The following is a 1,575-nucleotide window of genomic DNA, read 5'->3' as shown; positions in this document are numbered from 1 at the left end:
TCTACCTGCACTGATAATTGTTCTCGGGGGAAGCGGGCACTGCGGGGCGCGGCAACGGCGCGCGATTTCCGCGTCGCAGCGCTACCCTGATGCTGAATGCCGGGACGATGACCCACTGACCTGCTGACGCCTCTTCGGCCGTCCTCAAATCCGACCTGTCTCGCCCCGGCATCCGCGTCCCGGAGTCCTGCCATGACCTAATAGGAGCATGAGCGCGGACAATCGGACAAGCCAATTGGATTGTAGCGCTCCCGTCAGTGCAATGTCTGGGAGACCCGGGCGCGGAGCAGGCGGCAGACCGAGGGGAGCGAAAATGGAAGGCGAAACGGTCATCGCGGGCGTCGACACGCACAAGGACGTGCATGTCCTGTGCCTGCTCGACGGCCTCGGGAGGAAGATCTGGAGCGGGAGCTTCGGGGCCGACCCCGAGGGCTACGACAGGCTGGCGGAGGCGATAGGCGACCCGGGGAGCTGCATGGTCGTCGGCGTCGAGGGCACGGCATCGTACGGGGCCGGGCTGACGAGGAGGCTCGTGGAGCTCGGGTACAACGTCGTCGAGGTGCTCAGGCCCAAGAGGGACAAGGTGAGGCCCGGCGAGGGGAAGAGCGACCCGCTGGACGCCGAGCGCGCGGCGCGCAAGGCGGCGTCCGGGAGGGGCTGCTCCGTGCCGAAGTCGCAGGACGGCTGGGTCGAGGCGGTGCGCCAGCTCTACGTCGCGCGCAGGCTGGCCGTCGCGACGTCCACGTCCTGCGTGGCCTGCGCGAAGTCGATGCTCACGACGGCCCCGAGCGCCCTGAGGGAGCGGTTCAGGGGCCGCGAGCGGCCGAAGGACCTCATGCCGCTGCTCGCGCGCGGGAGGAAGGCGGGCGACGCGCTCGAGGAGAGCGTGCTGGCCTCGCTGCGGTCCGTCGCGGCGGTCTGGAAGGAGGCCCGCAGCCAGGTCGAGTCCCTCGACGAGCGCATCCGCGCGCTGCTGGAGGCGAACGCGCCCGCGCTGCTCGGCGTCGAGGGCTGCGGCACCACGACCGCCGCCGCCCTGGTCGTGGCCGCCGGCGACAACCCCGGCAGGCTGAAGGGCGAGGCGGCGTTCTCGATGATGTGCGGCGCCTCCCCGATCCCCGCGTCGAGCGGGAAGACGGACCGGCACAGGCTCAACCGCGGCGGCAACCGGCAGGCGAACTGGGCGCTCTACGAGATCGCGATCAAGCGCATGGCGTACGACGAGAGGACGAGGAGGTACGTGGCGAGGCGGACCTCCGAGGGGAAGTCCCGGCGGGAGGCGGTCCGCTGCCTGAAGCGCTACATAGCGCGGGAGGTGTACCACGTGCTCATGGACCCGAACCCCGACGGCGCCGCGCCGGAAGGCCCCGAGCTCGCGAAGATGCGCAAGGCGATGCGGGTGACTCAGAAGAAAGCCGCCGCGGAGCTCGGCCTGTCCGCAGCCACACTCGGGCACTTGGAACGGGGGAAACGGCGGTCGACGAAACTGGAGAGGAGGTATTACGAGCTCCTGTGCGAATTGGAGAGAGCGCTCCCGCAAACTGCCTCTTGACAACTTATAGGAGCGTCGGTTTT

At 69.3% G+C, this 1,575-nt stretch carries 1 protein-coding gene; it reads left to right on the top strand.

The features are described from left to right. Nucleotides 1–313: 313 nt before the first annotated feature. Complete coding sequence (locus PMX60_RS10155) at nt 314–1,552, top strand: IS110 family RNA-guided transposase (RefSeq protein WP_271747823.1); 1,239 nt, start codon at nt 314–316, stop codon at nt 1,550–1,552. Nucleotides 1,553–1,575 lie beyond the last annotated feature (23 nt).

It is taken from the genome of Collinsella aerofaciens (genome assembly GCF_028206995.1).
Classification (GTDB): domain Bacteria; phylum Actinomycetota; class Coriobacteriia; order Coriobacteriales; family Coriobacteriaceae; genus Collinsella; species Collinsella aerofaciens_AQ.
Note: the sequence above shows the minus strand (reverse complement) of the source record. Positions and strands in the feature narration are given on the sequence as shown.